Here is a 15,840-nt window from a genome sequence, read left to right on the forward strand (position 1 = left end):
GAGGGGACGGCCGTCACGGTGTCCGGCGGGTTGCCGACCGGTTGCGTAGTGGAATCGTGACCGTTCCTCACTGTCCGCGCAGGCCGGTCACCAAGTGCTCTTCCGCCCGGTCGAAGTAGTCGGCCAGGGCCGCCTCCGCGCTGTCCAGGTCGCCGCCCCGCAGGTGGGCGCTGATCTGCTGGTTGAGCGGGAGGTAGTCCTGGTGGAAGCCGCGCGGGTCGCCCATCACGTGGAAGGCGAGCCGGAGTTCGGCCAGCAGGCGCTTGACCTCCTCGTCCAGCCGGGCGCTGCCGGCGAGCGCGGTGATGGCCTGGTGGAAGCGGATGTTCGCGGTGCCGACGCTCGTCCAGTCCTTCTGCTCGGCACCGGCCAGGCCGAGGTCGACGGCGTCCCCGACGGCGCGCCGGCGCTGGTCGTCGGCGGCCGGCCAGCGGCGCAGCGCGCCGATCTCGATGACCCGGCGGGCGGCGTAGAGGTCGACGATGTCGTGCCAGTCGGGCTTGCGGACGAAAACGCCCTTGCTGTACTCGTGCACCAGCAGGCGCTCGTGGGTGAGCAGGCGGAACGCCTCGCGCAGGGTGTTGCGGGAAACCCGCAGGACGTCACCGAGGGCCTTCTCGTTGAGCTGCCGGCCCGGTTTGATGTCGCCGTCCAGGACGTTGGTCCGCAGCTTGTCGGCGACCCGTTCGGCGGTGCTGGAGCGGTCGATGTCACCGCGGTCCTTGGCCAGTGCCCGGAGCCAGTCCTCAGCCTCAACGCTCGTCATGCGACCTGAGTCTAGAGCCCTACAAGTCAAACGAAGTATTGAGGGATTGTTGAACAACAACTCGGTTGAACGTGTGGGGAGGTGCGCCGCGTGCCGCCGGCCTGCCGGTCCGCTTCGAGGCTTTCGCGGACCGCGCACAACCGGGCGCGGGACGTCGGTGGCCGGCGGCGTCCGCCAGATCCCTGACCCCGGCTCGGGCGGGGGTGTGACTGGTGACGGGCTCGGCCGGTCGGCGGATGTCGGGCGGGGCGGGGTGTTCGACAGGATCGGTGCGTGATCATGAGGCTGCGGTGGGTGACCGCGTTGGTGGCGGGGCTGGTGTTGGGCGGGCTGCCTGGGGTGGCGTCCGCCGAGGTGGAGCCGTGTTTCGACGGCCGGTTGCCGGTGACCGTCGAGGAGCGGCGGTTGGACGACGCGCCGACTCCGGGGCTGCCCGCCGTGGGGCCGGAACTGGTCCGGGTGGGCGGGTTGGCCGACGAGGTCGGCCGGGTCGTCGGGGAGCTGTGCGCCGCGCCCGCCGGGCGGGCCGAGCAGGTGGTCTCGGCCGGCGGACGGGCGTTGTGGCGGGCCGCCGTGGAGCGCGCTCGTCGTGACACCGCTTGGGATTCCTACGACGACCGGCCGCTGTACTGGGCCCGGCTCCAGCTGACCAGGGCCGTGCGGCAGTGGGCCGTCGCGCTTGCTCCGGGGAAGCGGGAGCGGTTGGTGCGACGGCTCGACCTCGCCGCCCGCGGGGTGGCGGACGTCGGGTTCCGGGCGCCCGGACGACGGGTGCTGGTGACCGGGTTCGACCCGTTCCAGCTCACCGGCACCTCGGTCCGGCGGTCCAACCCGGCCGGGGCCGCCGCGCTCCGGCTCGACGGGCGGGTGATCGACACGGCGGCCGGGAAGGTCGTGGTGGAGGCCGCCGTGCTGCCCGTGCTGTGGGGGGCGTTCGACGAGGGGATCGTCGAGCGCGTCTACGGTCCCGCGTTCGCGGAGCAGCGGCCGGCCGCCGTCGTGACGATCAGCCAGGGCCGGCCGGGGCGGTTCGACGTCGAGCGGTGGGCGGCGCGGTGGCGGGGCGGGTCCCCGGACAACAACGACGTCGGGGCGAGGGGCCCGGTGCCGGACGCGCGGGGCTGGCCGCAGCCGGCGCTGGAGTTCATCGAGACGTCCCTGCCCGTGCGGAAGATGGTCGACGCGGGCACCGCGCCCTACCCTGTGCACTTCAACCGGTCGTTCTGCGAGTGGCCGGTGGGCACGCCCGGCGCGGGCACGCCGAGTTGCCGCACCGACGAGCCCACGCCCGGCGCGGCGGCGGCCGTCGGCAGCGGGGGGGACTACCTGTCCAACGAGTCGATGTACCGCGCGAACCGGGTCCGGCTCGGGCTGGGCGCGACCGGCGTCCTCGGCGGTCACCTGCACACGCCCGTGCTCGGCCAACCCGCCGACCCGACCGCGCTGACCGACGCCGCGTTCGAGGCCGAACGACGCCGGATCGTCGACCAGGTGACCGCGCTGGTCGCAGTAGTCTGATCAGGTGCGGCTGAGGCGGGCGATGATCGGACTGCTCGCGCTGTCGCTCGCCTCGACCACCGCGTGCACCTCGCAGGTCTCCGGGTCCCCCGACGGCGAGGTGGTCCGCCCCTCCCTGACGCCGGCCGCGACGGACCTGCCCCGGGCCGGCCAGTGCACGGACGGCGCGCTCGCCGTCGTGGACTGCGCCAAGCCGCACGAGGGCGAGACGGTCGACATCGGCCAGTTCACCGGGATGGGCGCCGACTACCCGAGTGAACGCGATCTCCGCCGGCAGGGCGTGGCCGGGTGCCGCCAGGCGGTCGCCGGCTACCTGGGCAGCCCCGACCACGACGCGACCCGGCTCCAGGCGCACGTCCTGTGGCCCAGCCGCGACGGGTGGGCGATGGGCCACCGGTGGCGGCTGTGCTCGGTGGTCGAACTGGGCCCGGACGGGCAGCGCCGCAAGCGCACCGGCGCGCTGCGGGACCTGCTCAAGGGTGCCGGGTTCGGTCAGGTCCAGCTCTGCGCGCAGGGCTCGCCGAGCAAGGACGCGGACCCGAAGGTCACCCTCTGCGACGGCCCGCACCTGGCCGAGGCGGTGCCGGGCGTGCTGGACCTGGGCGAGCCGGGCGACCCCGCGCCGTCCCGGGAGCAGGTGGACGAGAAGGCGAAGGACCACTGCGCCACGGCGGTCGCCGGGTACGTCGGCGCACAGCGGTCGGACGTGGCCGCGTCGTGGCGCTCGTTCGGCAGCCAGGCGTGGTCGGAGGGGTTCACCGCGGTGGTCTGCTACGCCGAGGCGACCCGCCCGTTCACCGGCCGGCTGTGGGGGCTGGGCACGAACCCGCTGCCCGCGTGAACCCGTGGGCGACGGGACGGTGAAGCACCACCCACGAACCGGTGAAGTCCACAGCCTGTGCACAGCTTCATCCACAACCTGTGGACAACTAGCGGCGGCGGAGGGCGAGCACGAGCAGCAGGACGCCGAACCCGAGCGGCACCCCGCTCTCGAACACCGGCCTGAGCACCGGCAAGACCGGCAGGAAGCCCAGTTCGCGAGCCACCGAAGCACTCACCGCGAGCACGCCGGCGGTCAGCGGGGCGGCTGGGGACAGCCGTCCCGAGGTCATCAGGCCCATCACCAGTCCCGCGAGTCCCAGCGCCACCAGCCCGCGCAGCCGGACCTCGTCGAACTGGTCGAGCCCGTAGCCCCACGCGAACGCCGCCACGACGACCCCCACCGCACCGAGCAGCACGCCCAGCGCGTGCCACCACGGCGACGGGCGCCGGGTGGGCGGCTGTCCCGACGGGGGCTCGACCGGGTAGTACCGCACGATCCCGGTCTGCGGTCCGACCTGCACGTCGCGGTGCCCGTCGAACTGAAGGCCGCCGAGGAAGTCGTCCTGCTGGCTCACTCCTCCTTGGTACCTGCGGACCACCCGGAAGTCACCGCGGGTGATCAAAAAGAGACCCGGTGGACGTCTCCTCCACCGGGTCCCCCTGACGATCCGCGACTAGCCGGCGCTCAGCCGAGGCGGAGCTTGAGCGCCTCCAGCTCGTCGCGCAGCGAGGTCGGCACCTTGTCGCCGATCTTGGCGAACCACTCCTCGATCATCGGGATCTCGGCGCGCCACTCGTCGGCGTCGAAGTCCAGCGCCGCCGCGATGTCCTCGCGGGGGGCGTCGAGGTCGGAGAGGTCCAGCTCGTCGGCGGTCGGCACGTGGCCGATCGGGGTCTCGCGCGCGGCGGCCTTGCCCTCGATGCGCTCGATGGCCCACTTCAGCACGCGCGAGTTCTCGCCGAACCCGGGCCACAGGAAGCGCTTGTCCTCGCCCCGGCGGAACCAGTTGACGTAGAAGATCTTGGGCAGCTTGTCCGCGTCGGCCGACTTGCCGGTGTCGATCCAGTGCTGGAAGTAGTCACCGGCGTGGTAGCCGATGAACGGCAGCATCGCCATCGGGTCGCGGCGCACGACGCCGACCTGGCCGACGGCCGCGGCGGTCGTCTCGCTGGACAGGGTGGCGCCCATGAACACGCCGTGCTGCCAGTCGCGCGACTCGGTGATCAGCGGGATCGTGGTCGCCCGGCGGCCGCCGAAGAAGATCGCCGAGATCGGGACGCCGTTCGGGTCCTCCCACTCGGGGGCCTTGATGTCGCACTGGGCGATCGGCGTGCAGTAGCGCGAGTTCGGGTGCGAAGACAGCTCCTCGCTGTCCGGCGTCCAGTCCTGCTTCTTCCACGAGGTGAGGTGCGCGGGCGGCTCGCCCATGCCCTCCCACCACACGTCGCCGTCGTCGGTCAGCGCCACGTTCGTGAAGAGCGAGTTGCCCTTCTCGATGGTGCGCATGGCGTTGGGGTTGGTGTGGTAGTCCGTGCCGGGCGCGACGCCGAAGAAGCCGTTCTCCGGGTTGACCGCGTAGAGCCGGCCGTCCTTGCCGAAGCGCATCCAGGCGATGTCGTCGCCGAGGGTCTCGACCTTCCAGCCCGGGATGGTCGGCTCCAGCATGGCGAGGTTGGTCTTGCCGCACGCGCTGGGGAACGCCGCCGCGATGTAGTAGACCTTGGCCTCGGGCGAGGTCAGCTTGAGGATGAGCATGTGCTCGGCCAGCCAGCCCTCGTCGCGCGCCATCACCGAGGCGATGCGCAGCGAGTAGCACTTCTTGCCCAGCAGGGCGTTGCCGCCGTAGCCCGAGCCGTAGGACCAGATGGTCCGCTCCTCGGGGAACTGGGTGATGTACTTGGTGTCGTTGCACGGCCACGGCACGTCGTCCTGGCCGGGCTCCAGCGGCGCGCCGATCGAGTGCAGCGCCTTGACGAAGTCGCCGTCCTCGCCGAAGCGGGCCAGCGCCTTCGCGCCCATCCGGGTCATGATGTGCATCGAGACCACGACGTACTCGGAGTCGGTGATCTCCACGCCCAGCATGGGCTTCTCGGCGTCCAGCGGGCCCATGCAGAACGGGATCACGTACATCGTGCGACCGCGCATCGAGCCGCGGTACAGCTCGGTCATGATCCCCTTCATCTCGGCGGGGTCCATCCAGTTGTTCGTGGGGCCGCAGTCGGCCTCGTCCACGGAACAGATGAACGTGCGCTCCTCCACCCGCGCCACGTCGGTGGGGTCCGAGGCGGCCCAGAACGAGTTGGGCTTCTTCTTGAGCGGGACGAAGGTGCCGGCGTCCACGAGTTTGGCCGTGAGGCGGTCCCACTCGTCCTGGGAGCCGTCGGCCCAGACCACCTCGTCGGGGCAGGTGAGCTCGGCAACCTCGCGCACCCAGGAGAGCAGCCGCGCGTGGTTGGTCGGTGCCTGGTCGAGACCGGGAATGGTCACTGCCGTCATCTCGTCTCGTCTCCTAGGTGCGCCGGCCCACGGTGGACGCCGTTGTCCGGGTGGGACGTCCTCGTCGAATGGCTCCGCCCGCCCCGGTGGAGGGCGTGTCGGTGAAGGGATAGACGGAGGTTAGCCGGGTTAATCCTCGGTAACGCCCATCTGTCCTGTCGGCTCCCTCACAAAACCGATTCTGGAATCGATTCAGCACCCGATCATCACAAACCCCGCTGTGACCTGCGCTTTAGTTGCCAAAATGCAAGAGCTGAGCCGTGCGTCGGCCGCCACACGACGAGGTTGCGATCCCGTGACGTGGCCGAACCGCTGTGAGAGCGCTCCCACCTTGCCGCGCAAGAATTGCACGGAAATAGTCCGCGTCGTGCTCAGTCCGGCCAGGCCGCGTGGACGGCCGCCACCGCGGCGATCCGGCCCGCTCCGAGCGCACGGACTTCGGCGACAAATCGGGCGGCGGCTTCGGCGAGCGGGTCGGGCGGCGGTGCGGGCGGGTCGGCGGACGGCGGCAGGTCGGCGACCACCGTGCCCCGGCGGCCGGCGGTGACCAGCAGGCCGGAGGCTTCCAGGTCGCGGTAGACCCGGGCCACGGTGCCGGCCGACAACCCCAGGTCACGGGCCAGCTGGCGGATCGGCGGGACGGCCGCGCCGGGCGTCAGCGCGCCCGAGCGGATCAGGTGCACCAGCCGGTCGCGGACCTGCCGCCACGGCGGCACCCCGTTGTCCGGGTCGACCACGACCCACAGCGACCCGGTCACGCCGACCGCACCTCCCGGACGTACGCGGCGGAGCCGGAAAGCCTGGCCACCAGCACCCAGCCGACCAGCGCCACCGGGATCGCCGGCAGGACGAGGAGCTGTGAGCCCACGAGGATCGGCCCCCACACGTCAGCGTGCGCCGCCCACGTGAACGCGAGGAACACCAGGTAGGCCATCAACGCCATGCCGGCCCCCACGGCGATCCGCGCACCGCGCGCCCGCAGGGCGGCGTCGACCAGCGGATCGGCCACCACCGGGCGGCGGACCGCGAGCCGGACCGCCCCGAACACCGCGGCCAGGCCCACCGCCACGGCGGTGATCACGAGACCGCTCTCCGAGTGGACCGAGCGCGTGCGCCAGGCGAGCAGGCCGAGCAACGACATCAGCACAGCCGACGCGGCGAGCGCCAAGAGCACGACCACGGCCCACTTGGGCACCAGGTCCCGCCAACCGCGCCGCGTCAGCGCGGCGGCCCGAGGTCCTCGGACACCGCGCAGCGCGCCGAGTGCTTCGGCGATCACCAGTGCCACCACGACGGGCAGGAGGTAGCGGAGGTAACCGATCGGCGCGAGGTGCGGAGCGACGTCGAGCACCAGGAAATCGGTCGGCACGAGGAGGAACGTCACGGGGTAGAGCAGGCGGCGTTCGCGCAGGTGGCGGGCAGCGTGCCGGGACTGCGCCTCGTCGGCGTCCGGCACACCCCACCGGGCGAGGAACCGGCGGCCGGCCTTCGCGGTCGGCAACAGCACGAACAGGAGCACCGCGCCGGCGGCCAGGTACGTCACGAGCAGCATCAGCTCTCCTTCCGACGCGAGCCTGCGGCGCCCACGGCCTTCGGGACGCGGTTCGGGACGCGGTTCGGGACGCGGTTCGCCGGGAAGGCGACCCACAGCCAGCCCACCAGCGAGGCGATCACCATGGCGATGCCGAGCCCTTGCGTCATCGGCACGACCTCCAGCCAGGCGGGCGCGCTCTCCGGGGCGTGCTGACGCAGGCCGTGCACGACAGCGAGCCGACTGCCGGCGACGGTCACCAGCCAGGCCGCCCACCAGATCCCGATCCCCACCACGACCCGCGCGCTCCGGGTGCGCAGCGCCCCGTCGGTCTCGGGATCGCCGATCGGCGCGCGCCGGACCGCCAACCGCACCACGCCGAGCACCACCGCCGTGCCGAGCACCACGCCGACCAGCACCAGAACTCCGGACGGGCGCAGGATCTCGTCCCGGTACGGGGGTGGGGCGACCTCGTGCGCCCACGGCCGGGCGACCAGGTCCGCGACCGCCAGCACCGCCGCGATGGCGGCGATCAGCAGCAGGAGGCCGACCGCCCACCGGGGGACCAGGTCGTGCCACCGGCGCGGGGTCAACGCCGCGACCCGCACCCCGCGCACCGGCCGCAGCGCCGCGACCGCTTCGGCGACGAGGAGCGCGACGGCCACGGGTGCCAGGTTGTGCAGCGGCCCGGCGGCCGGGGGCGGGAGGGTGAGCGAGTCGGACACGCCGGCCGTCGCCAGCGACGTGAGGAAGAACAGCGGCGGGTAGAGCAGCAGCCGGGCGCGCAGGTGGCGGATGGCCTCCTCTTCCTGCCGCACGGTCGGTTCCGCGACGCCCCAGCGGCGCAGGAACCGGGTGGCCCGGGGCCGCCGTGGCCACAGGGCGATCAGGACGGCCGAGCCGACCAGGCCGTGGACGAGCGCGGTCTCCACCACGGTCAGACCGCGCCGGCGACGGCGGGGGCGGCGGCGGGCTTGGCCGGGTTCGCCACCCACATCCAGCCGCCCAGCGAGACGATGAGCACGATCATGCCGAGCCAACCGGTGGCCGGCACGACCGCGAACCAGGCGGGAGCCGTGTCCGGGGAGTCGAAGCGCAGGCCGTACAGGGTCGACAGCCGGGCGTTGGCGGCGGACGCCATCGCGCCCGCCCACCCCAGCCCGATGCCGACCACGACCCGCGCGCTCCGGGTGCGCAGCGCCGCGTCCGACTCGGGATCGCCGATCGGCGCGCGCCGGACCGCCAGCGCGACCACGCCGAACACCGCCACCGCGCCGAGCAGCACGCCCAGCAGCACCAGGACACCGGACGGGCGGAGCATCTCGTCCCGGTACCACGGGGAAAGGCCCTCGGCCGTCGTCGCGACGTGCTGCGCCCACGGCCGCGCGGTCAGGTCCGCGACGGCGAAGACAACAGCGGTGCCGAACAGTGCGAGCAGGAGGACCACGGCCGAGCGGGGAACCAGGTCGTGCCACCGGCGCGGGGTCAGCGCCGCGACCCGCACCCCGCGAACCGGCCGCAGCGCCACCACGGTTTCGGCCAGCAGCAGCGCGACGATCAGGGCCGCGAAGTCGTAAGGCGGGCCCCAGGTCGGGCTTGCGAGGTGGAGCGGGCCGGCGAGCGCGGTCGCGGCGGCGGGGACCAGGACGAACAGCGGCGGGTAGAGCAGCCGACGGGTGCGCAGGTAGCGGATGGCGGCCGTTTCCTGCTCCTGGGTCGGCTCCGGCACGCCCCAGCGGCGCAGGAACCGGGTGGCGCCGGCGCGCGTGGGCCACAGGACGAGAAGTACTGCCAGGCCGACCAAGCCGTGTAAGAGCACGATCTCCACTACACCCGCCCCCTTTGTATCAACCCCTTGTTACAAAGGATGGCACGGGAGGTCACCCCAGGGGAAGGTCCGCCTCGGCGCGGGCGAGCGCCGCGTCCAGGGACGCGCGGAAGTCGGCGACCAGGTCGGGGTCGAGGGCGAACGCGAACCGGTCGTCCGGCCCGAAGACCTCGACCACGCCCCGGGACGCCTCGATCGAGCAGCGGGCGGCCGCGCCCCGGTCGGTGGTGCAGCGGACCCGCCATTCACGGCGCTCGGACACCTCGTCGGCCATCACGATCTCCCTACCTGGTTGTATGTGATCGAACACCCAGCGTACAAGCCTCACGTTAGCCTAAAGTTAGGCTCGACGAGATATATCGATCGAGTGAAGGAATCGCGGCATGGGCATGGCAGAGCAGACAGTGGAACGTCGCCAACTGGGACTCGCCCTGGCCCGCCTCCGCGACGAAGCCGGAAAGTCACAACTCGAAGCCGGCAGGGCGATCAACCGCAGCGCGGGCCGGATCAGCCAGGTCGAGCACGGCAAGGGAACACTCGCCGAAGACGAGCTGATCAGGCTGCTCGACTTCTACGACGTGCGCGGCGAGGAGCGTCGAACCATCCTCGCCCTCGGCACCGCGAGCCGGAAGCGGGTCAAACCACGCGGCTACCTCGATGTGCTCCCTCAGCCCTTCCAACGACTCGCTGAACTCCAAGCCGCCGCCGAAGTGATCAACTGGTACGAGTGCGGCGTACTTCCGGGCCTGCTCCAGTCACCGAACTACATCCGCGCACTCCTCGGCAGCGCGGATTCGATCTTCTGGGAGGCGTCCGCGGAAGAGACGGGTCAACGGATCGACTTCCGCCTGGGGCAGCAGCGGAAGGTGCTGGAGTCCACGTCCGCCAAGGCGATCAACCTGGTCTTCACCGAGGACTCCCTGCAGCACGTCGTCGGCGGGCCGTCCGTGATGCGAGGCCAGGTGCTGCACCTGCTCCAGATGATGGAGGAACACCCGGCGCTCGACGTGCGAGTGGTGCCGAACGGGGTACCGGACAACCCAGCACTCGGTGGTGGGCTTGTAGTGCTCGACTTCGTGGACGGAACGCCAGTGGCGTTCGTCTCCACCCTGTACGGCCCGTACACCTATTACCATCAGCCGGCGGACACCGAGCCGATGCGTCGGATCTTCAAGCGGGTACACGAATTGGCGTTGAACGCCGACGACACCCGTTCCCTGCTGGTGGGCATGTTGTGAGGAGTCAGGCCGTGAAGCACGACACCGGGTGGTTCAAGAGCAGCCGCAGCACCGCCGGCAGCAACGGCTGCGTCGAAGTGCGGTTCACCGACGCCGTCGTGCTGGTGCGGGACTCCAAGAACGCCGACGGGCCGCACTTCCGGTTCGCAACGCGCGCGTGGCGGGCGTTCGTCAAGCGCTAGACAGCCGAAGGAGAGCCGATGACCCGCGACACCGGATGGTTCAAGAGCAGCCGAAGCTCCGGCGGCAGCAACGGCTGCGTCGAGGTGCGGATCACCGACGTCGTGCGGGTGCGGGACTCCAAGAACGTCGACGGGCCCCGGTTCTCGTTCACCGGGAGTGCCTGGCGGGCGTTTGTGAGCGGCCTGCGCGGGTAACCACGCGAACAGCCAGCCAGCTCTGCGTCGAACATCTGTTCGAGTTCTCCACAGGTGTGGACAGCCCTGTGGATGGAGCAGCCGGCAGCAGTGGCCGCGCATCCGCATGGTGAGCGCGCAGGCCTACGCGGTGACCCAGAACGCCGACGGCACGGTGACCGTGATCATCAACGACATCGAGGCAATCGGGCCGGCGAACGAGACGTTATGAGAACTGGGCCGGCCGGGTGTGCCGCCGGCGCATCCGGCCGGCCCGGTGCACCGCTACCGGGGCCAGAGCTGGATCTTCCAGTGCTCCACGCCGTCGGTCTCGTCCAACGGGTTCGCTTCATAGCGACGACGTGCCTCAGCACGTCCGGTGCACCGCACGCGGAGGTGCTGTTGACCGGGGCGTGCCAGCGGGATGTTCGGGAGTTCGTCGTCGAACGGTCCCCGCAGCGTGAACGTGGGCATGCTCAGCACCGCCTCGACGTCCGCCTGCTCTTCGTACTTCCCGGACTCCGGCGGCGGCCCGGACCAGGACTCCACCACGCAGTCGACGTACTGCGTTCCCGGGCAGCTGAGCAGGAAGACCGTGTCCACCACCGCGCCGCACAGCGGCAGCGGGCGGTCGAAGAACTCCGGCAGGGGTTCCCCGATCGGGCCTCCGTCCGCCGTGATCAGGAAGAACCCGTGCTCGGACAGGACGTCCGCACGTGCCCGGTGGATCAGTTCGGGCTGATCCACTGGCCTGTCACGGAGTCGATGCGCACGACGCCGGACACGGTCACCTTCTCGCCGCCGCCCGCGCCGCCGGTCCACACCGAGTCGCTGTCCAGGCCGTTGGTCGAGTCCGGCACGTACTTGCCGGTCGAGTCGATCTTGCCGTGCTCGACCTGGGTCCACTCGTCGTCGCCGGTGTGCTTGGACATGGTGACCTCGCCGGCGGCGGTGATCTCGGTGGCGATGTCGGCCTTGCCGTCGCCGTCGGAGTCGGTGAACAGCCAGGTGTCGCCCTCGCCGTCCTTCACCACGGCGGTGTCCGCGCGGCCGTCGTTGTCGGTGTCCTCGGTGGCCGGGCCGACGTTCTGGTCCGGGCCGCCCTCGACGTCGACCGTGATCGTCCGGCCGGCGTTCGAGTTGGTCTGCTGGGTGTGGTCGTCACCCGGGTCGACGGCGACCCACTCGCCGGACCGCTCGTCGAACCGCGCCTGGCCGACCAGGTCGCCGTCCTTGTCGAACGTGCTCATCAGGTCCGCGTCGCCATCGCCGTCGGTGTCGCTGAACGCGAGGTGCCCACCGTCGTCGGTCTCGACCACCGCGCTCTCGTCGATACCGTCGTCGTTGAGGTCGTAGGTCGCCTCGGCGGTGTACTCCTCGTCCTCGACGGTGACCTTCAGCTCGCCGTCGGTCGCGCCTGTCTCGTCGACGTACACCCGGAACCCCACCCTCCTGCGCTCAAGTACCGGTACGACTCACGTTATGCCGATTCGGTTCCGCGGGGGAACCCGCGTCACCCGTTGTCAGGGACCGGTCACGCGAACCCTTGACCGGTAAAGGGCCTCAGACCCGGTCGCGCAGGGCGCGGATCCGACCCAGCAGCTCGTCCACCTTGACCCGGCCCGCGCGCAGCTCGGCGAGCTGCCGGGTGGCGGCCCCGAGCGCCTTGGCCCGCTCGCCGGCCTCCATCCGCAGCGCCTTGTCGACCTCGCGCAGCTCCGCCTCGATCGCGTCGACCCGCCTGCCCAGCGCGTCGTCCAGCGCCAGCGACAACTGCTGCTCGGCCTCGATCAGCTGCTCGGCCACCAGCTGGTCCACGGTGGACCGGGCGTCGGCGATGGCGTCCGACAGCCACTGCTTGAGGTGCTGCTTGTCCGCGGAGTGCTTCCTGGTCCGGGCCATCCACCAGCCCGCGCCCAGGCCCAGCACGATGGTCACCGGCAGGACGATCGGGTTCAGCGCGGCGACGCCCAGCCCGGCCAGCGGCATCGCGGCCAGCCGGCCCGCGCCCAGCCCGCCGGACACGCCCATGAACACCAGCAGCTTGTCCTCGGCGGTCGGCGCGCGCTTCTCCGGCGGGCGCAGCACCACCGGCGGCGTGACGCCCCGGGCGAACTGGCCGCGGATCACCGCCAGCTCCTCCGGCGAGAACAGGTCGGCCAGCGCCGAGTCCGCGACCCGGGACAGCCGCACGCCCAGACCGCCGCTGATCCGCCCGGACACCATCTGAAGCGCGGTGTCCACCTGCTGCGGCAGCCCGGCCAGCTGCTCGCGCGACGCCGTGTCGATCGCCGTCCGGAACCACGTCTGCACGTCGCGCATCTGCCGGCTGACCTCGTGGCTGCCCTCGACGCGCGCCCGCTGCACCTCGCCGCGCAGCCGCACCTGCCAGCTCCGGGTGGACGACCGGCGCTGCGAGTTCAGCTCGTCGCGCCGCTCGCGCAGCGTCTCGGCCTCCTCCTCGCCCGAGGACAGCGCCCGCTTGTCCGCCTCGCCCCGGGCGACCAGCTCGTCCAGCACGGTCGCCAGCGCGCGCAGGCCGTTGGCCTCGCCGAGCATCGCCGCCCGGCCGACCACCAGCTCCTGCAACGCCCCCTGCAGGTCGCCGATCCCGGACCGCTCGCGCAGCATCCCCGCCGCGTCCGGGTTGGGCGCCTTGGCCGCCAGCTCGAACATCCGCGACGACACCGGGTGGAAGGTCGCGCCGGCGAACCTCGGCGCGTGCTCGGCCAGCAGCGCCTGGTCGGCCTCCAGCACGGTCCGCCAACCCCGGTACTGGTCCACCTTGGTCAGCGCGAACACCACGGTCTCGACGCGTTCCCCGACCGTGCGCAGGAACTCCAGCTCGCCGCGGGTGAACGGCGCGGACGCGTCGACCACGAACAGCAGCGCGGTCGCCGTCGCCGCCGCCTCGGCCGCCAGCTCGCCGTGCACCGACTCCAGCCCGCCGACCCCCGGGGTGTCCACAACGGACAGTCGTTCGAGCAGCGGGATCGGCGCCTCCACCTCCACGTACCGGGGCGGCAGCATGCCCTCCGGCAGCTCGTGCGCCGCCGAGACCCAGTTCACCAGCTCCGCGCGGTCGAACGGCACCGGCGACATCGAACCCGGGTAGCAGGCCCGCGCCGACCACTGCGCGCCGTGCCGGAACACCAGGTAGGTCGCGGTCGCCACCTCGGCGTCCACCGGCGACAGGCCCGGCGTCGCCAGCAGGGCGTTGACCAGTGAGCTCTTGCCCCGGTTCGTCTCGCCGACCACCACTACCGACGCCGCGCCGGCGGGCCTGGTCTCCACGAACGCCGCCGCCCGCGGGTCGATGCCGCGGACCAGCGCGGTGAGGCGCTCGCGGGTCTGCCGGACCGTCTGCGGGAGGGTGCTCATCGCGTCGTGTAGACGGTCACGATCGGCGCGCGCAGCGGCCGACCCCGGTCCACGAACCCGACCAGCTCGGTCTCCGCGACGACCCCGACCAGCGCCGTGTCGTCGGTCGGCACCGTGCCGCCGGCCTCGTGCACCGACGGGTCGAAGCGCTCGCCGTCCGGGCGCAGCGCGGTCACCCCGATCCCGGCCAGGCCCTCCTCCAGCCGCTCGACCACCCCCGAACTGCGGGCGCGGTCCAACGCGTACACGCACAGCTGCACCAGGGCGCGCCGCTCCGCCAGCGCCTGGTCCAGCAGCTCGCCGGCGATGGTCGTCTCCACGTCGGGGTCGGACGCGTCCGCCGGGTATTCCGTTCCGCCTGTCATCGCCGCCCCCGCAGTTGTTGCCAGATCAGGAAGTACGCCCGGTGCACCACGTGCGCCACCCGGCTCTGCGCGGGCGTCGCGCCGAACGACGCGAACGACCGCCACCAGCCCGCCCGTTCCAGGGCGTGGGCGACCAGCTCCGGGTGCGGCCGGCCGCGCAGCCCGAGCTGCTCGGCCACGTCCGGCGAGGTGCCGAACCGCAGCACCTCCTCGGCCAGGTCCGCCGGCATCGCCACCGCACCGGACGCGACCAGCGTCAACGCCTCCAGCAGGCGCAACTGGTGCGCCTCGGGCTTGGCCAGCAGCACCTCGATGGCGTCGTGCACGCGCTGCCGCTCGTTCGGGTCGCCGGACGCGCCGGCCAGCGCGGTGATCGACGCCAGCGCGGCGGCGGCCTTGATGCCGTCGGCGCGCGAGCGGAACACGGCGTTGAGCTTGCCGCGCACGCCGTCCAGGCCGGACGAGTCGAGCAGCCTGCGGCGCAGCGCGCCCGCCGTGATCGCGGGCTCCGCGTCCAAGGCGGTCAGCGCGCAGCGGATCCCGTACAGGTCGAGCTTCTCCAGCAGCCGGGTGCGCACGCCCACCGGCACGTCGCACTCCCACGTCACGAACAGGTCGGCGGAGATCAGCATCGTCTCGCGGGTCGCGTCGTCCAGCTCGGCGAGCTTGCGCAGCGCGTCGGCGTCCGCGGAGGTGAACCCGCCGGTCTCGGCCGACTCGGCGACCAGGCCGATCACCGGGATCACGTCCGCGACCCGGGGCTTGAGCGTGTGCGCCTGCCGCTCGGCGAGCAGCACGGCGGCCTTCCACGTGTCGCCGTCCGAGCCCTCGACCGTCTCGGCGGCGATGGTGTCGGCCTTGTTGAGCACGGCGATCGCGTTCACCGGGCCCGCCTCGCGGCCGGCGGTGGCGGCGGTGAACGCGGCCAGCGCCTGGTGGTCGTCGTTGCGCACGCCCTGCGTGACCACGTAGAGCACGGCCTCCGCGCCGGCCACCGCGTTGCGCGACACCGGGTCCAGCTCGCCGCCCAGCAGCGCCTCGGTGCGGGCGACCGACGCGGCGTCCAGCGAGCCCAGGCCGGGCGTGTCGATCACGGTCAGGTCCCGCAGCACGGCGTTGGTCAGGTACGCCTCGATGTGCGAGACGGCCCCGACGTCCACGCCGAGGTCGGCCGGGATGGCGCCGTTCGCGTCGAACGGGAGCACCTGCTTGCGGCCGTCGGTGAACACCACCTCGATGCGGTCCACCGTGCCGTACTGGAACCGGGTCACCAGCCGGGTGCACTCGCCCACGTCGGTGGGCGCGACCCGACGCCCGATCAGGGCGTTGACCAGCGTCGACTTGCCGGACTTGATGCGCCCCGCGACGGCGACCTGGAGCGGCGCGGAGAGCCGGCGAAGCACCTCGCGGAACCCGGCGGCGGTGTTCGGCGACACCTGGGGCCGCAGCCCCGCGCACAGGTTCGCCACGGCGGCCGACAGTGGGCCGGCGAGCTGCTGCGCCTGGGCGGTCACGCGCAGATCGTGCCACGACCGGGT

General features: G+C 72.2%; 18 protein-coding genes. 5 read left to right on the top strand and 13 right to left on the bottom strand.

Annotated features, from left to right (window positions below):
• Positions 1–67: 67 nt before the first annotated feature.
• Positions 68–766, bottom strand: coding sequence for a GntR family transcriptional regulator (locus BN6_RS40705; protein ID WP_041315713.1), 699 nt, complete (start codon positions 764–766; stop codon positions 68–70).
• 279 nt (positions 767–1,045) lie between these two features.
• Here BN6_RS40705 and BN6_RS40710 point away from each other — a divergent pair, with 279 nt between their 5' ends.
• Both BN6_RS40710 and BN6_RS40715 read left to right on the top strand, forming a co-directional pair.
• The gene (locus tag BN6_RS40710) at positions 1,046–2,284 is read left to right on the top strand and encodes a pyroglutamyl-peptidase I family protein (RefSeq protein ID WP_015105721.1); all 1,239 of its coding nucleotides are present in this window, start codon (positions 1,046–1,048) and stop codon (positions 2,282–2,284) included.
• Positions 2,285–2,288: 4 nt separating this feature from the next.
• Positions 2,289–3,125, top strand: a complete 837-nt coding sequence (locus BN6_RS40715) for a septum formation family protein (protein ID WP_148303190.1) — start codon at positions 2,289–2,291, stop codon at positions 3,123–3,125.
• 88 nt (positions 3,126–3,213) lie between these two features.
• Here BN6_RS40715 and BN6_RS40720 read toward each other — a convergent pair whose 3' ends face one another.
• The 7 genes from BN6_RS40720 to BN6_RS40750 all read right to left on the bottom strand — a co-directional run bounded on the left by BN6_RS40720 (position 3,214) and on the right by BN6_RS40750 (position 9,236).
• Positions 3,214–3,681 (bottom strand): hypothetical protein, encoded by a 468-nt coding sequence (locus BN6_RS40720; RefSeq protein WP_041315715.1) that lies wholly within the window; start codon positions 3,679–3,681, stop codon positions 3,214–3,216.
• Between the two features lie 110 nt (positions 3,682–3,791).
• On the bottom strand, positions 3,792–5,603 hold the full coding sequence (locus BN6_RS40725) for a phosphoenolpyruvate carboxykinase (GTP) (protein ID WP_015105724.1): 1,812 nt from the start codon (positions 5,601–5,603) through the stop codon (positions 3,792–3,794).
• Positions 5,604–5,974: 371 nt separating this feature from the next.
• Entirely contained in the window at positions 5,975–6,361 is a 387-nt protein-coding gene (locus BN6_RS40730; protein WP_015105725.1) for a GntR family transcriptional regulator, read from the bottom strand.
• Complete coding sequence (locus BN6_RS40735) at positions 6,358–7,155, bottom strand: hypothetical protein (RefSeq protein WP_015105726.1); 798 nt, start codon at positions 7,153–7,155, stop codon at positions 6,358–6,360. Before BN6_RS40735 ends, BN6_RS40730 begins: the two co-directional genes overlap by 4 nt.
• Positions 7,155–8,069: a hypothetical protein gene (locus BN6_RS40740; RefSeq protein WP_015105727.1), complete on the bottom strand. Its 915-nt coding sequence runs from the start codon at positions 8,067–8,069 to the stop codon at positions 7,155–7,157. Before BN6_RS40740 ends, BN6_RS40735 begins: the two co-directional genes overlap by 1 nt.
• A gap of 2 nt (positions 8,070–8,071) precedes the next feature.
• Positions 8,072–8,953 carry a hypothetical protein gene (locus BN6_RS42820; RefSeq protein ID WP_148303191.1) on the bottom strand — a complete coding sequence of 294 codons (882 nt, stop codon included), beginning with the start codon at positions 8,951–8,953 and terminating at the stop codon, positions 8,072–8,074.
• Positions 8,954–9,014: 61 nt separating this feature from the next.
• A complete protein-coding gene (locus tag BN6_RS40750) occupies positions 9,015–9,236 on the bottom strand; it encodes a hypothetical protein (protein WP_015105729.1) in 222 nt (73 codons plus the stop codon).
• Positions 9,237–9,345: 109 nt separating this feature from the next.
• Here BN6_RS40750 and BN6_RS40755 point away from each other — a divergent pair, with 109 nt between their 5' ends.
• Genes BN6_RS40755 through BN6_RS43120 form a run of 3 tightly spaced genes read left to right on the top strand, consistent with a single transcriptional unit; the run spans position 9,346 to position 10,577 of the window.
• A complete protein-coding gene (locus BN6_RS40755) occupies positions 9,346–10,200 on the top strand; it encodes a helix-turn-helix domain-containing protein (protein ID WP_015105730.1) in 855 nt (284 codons plus the stop codon).
• A gap of 11 nt (positions 10,201–10,211) precedes the next feature.
• Complete coding sequence (locus BN6_RS43115; RefSeq protein ID WP_063641860.1) at positions 10,212–10,382, top strand: DUF397 domain-containing protein; 171 nt, start codon at positions 10,212–10,214, stop codon at positions 10,380–10,382.
• A gap of 18 nt (positions 10,383–10,400) precedes the next feature.
• Positions 10,401–10,577, top strand: coding sequence for a DUF397 domain-containing protein (locus BN6_RS43120; RefSeq protein WP_015105732.1), 177 nt, complete (start codon positions 10,401–10,403; stop codon positions 10,575–10,577).
• Positions 10,578–10,841: 264 nt separating this feature from the next.
• On the opposite strand, the gene BN6_RS40760 is transcribed toward BN6_RS43120, so the two are convergent.
• The 5 genes from BN6_RS40760 to BN6_RS40780 form a co-directional block, all read right to left on the bottom strand.
• Positions 10,842–11,303, bottom strand: coding sequence for a hypothetical protein (locus BN6_RS40760; RefSeq protein WP_015105733.1), 462 nt, complete (start codon positions 11,301–11,303; stop codon positions 10,842–10,844).
• Complete coding sequence (locus BN6_RS40765; protein ID WP_015105734.1) at positions 11,285–11,992, bottom strand: hypothetical protein; 708 nt, start codon at positions 11,990–11,992, stop codon at positions 11,285–11,287. Before BN6_RS40765 ends, BN6_RS40760 begins: the two co-directional genes overlap by 19 nt.
• 127 nt (positions 11,993–12,119) lie before the next feature.
• Positions 12,120–13,937, bottom strand: a complete 1,818-nt coding sequence (locus tag BN6_RS40770; protein WP_015105735.1) for a dynamin family protein — start codon at positions 13,935–13,937, stop codon at positions 12,120–12,122.
• Complete coding sequence (grpE, locus tag BN6_RS40775) at positions 13,934–14,302, bottom strand: nucleotide exchange factor GrpE (RefSeq protein WP_015105736.1); 369 nt, start codon at positions 14,300–14,302, stop codon at positions 13,934–13,936. Before grpE ends, BN6_RS40770 begins: the two co-directional genes overlap by 4 nt.
• Complete coding sequence (locus tag BN6_RS40780) at positions 14,299–15,816, bottom strand: dynamin family protein (protein ID WP_015105737.1); 1,518 nt, start codon at positions 15,814–15,816, stop codon at positions 14,299–14,301. Before BN6_RS40780 ends, grpE begins: the two co-directional genes overlap by 4 nt.
• Positions 15,817–15,840: the final 24 nt, after the last annotated feature.

This window comes from Saccharothrix espanaensis DSM 44229 (genome assembly GCF_000328705.1).
Lineage (GTDB): Bacteria > Actinomycetota > Actinomycetes > Mycobacteriales > Pseudonocardiaceae > Actinosynnema > Actinosynnema espanaense.